The 257-nt window shown below is 68.9% G+C and carries 1 protein-coding gene; it reads right to left on the bottom strand.

From position 1 onward, the window contains the following. Positions 1-238 (bottom strand): chloride channel protein (locus O4H62_RS26595; protein ID WP_430538525.1); only part of this gene is annotated, 238 nt, incomplete at its 3' end. Between the last annotated feature and the right edge of the window lie 19 nt (positions 239-257).

Below are 257 nucleotides of genomic sequence, written 5' to 3'. Positions count from 1 at the left end.
GATCAGGGCGCACCGTCAGTTCTAGGGCGTACAGCGCTCCAGCGACGGGCACGTTATAGACCGATGCCAGGCCGGCACCGGCGGCGCTGGCCAGCACAACCCGCCGGGTGGCGACGTCGACTCGGAAAGTGTCGGATAGCCCTTGGGCAGCCAGGGCAGCCATCTGACGCGGTGCCGCCACTCGGCCTAGGGAGCTTCCTGACCCGCCGACGACGAGCTGGGCGAGGGCGTCAACGATGGTCTCGACTGGGCGTAGC

The organism is Parahoeflea alexandrii (assembly GCF_027214025.1).
Classification (GTDB): domain Bacteria; phylum Pseudomonadota; class Alphaproteobacteria; order Rhizobiales; family Rhizobiaceae; genus Hoeflea; species Hoeflea alexandrii_A.
Note: the sequence above shows the minus strand (reverse complement) of the source record. Positions and strands in the feature narration are given on the sequence as shown.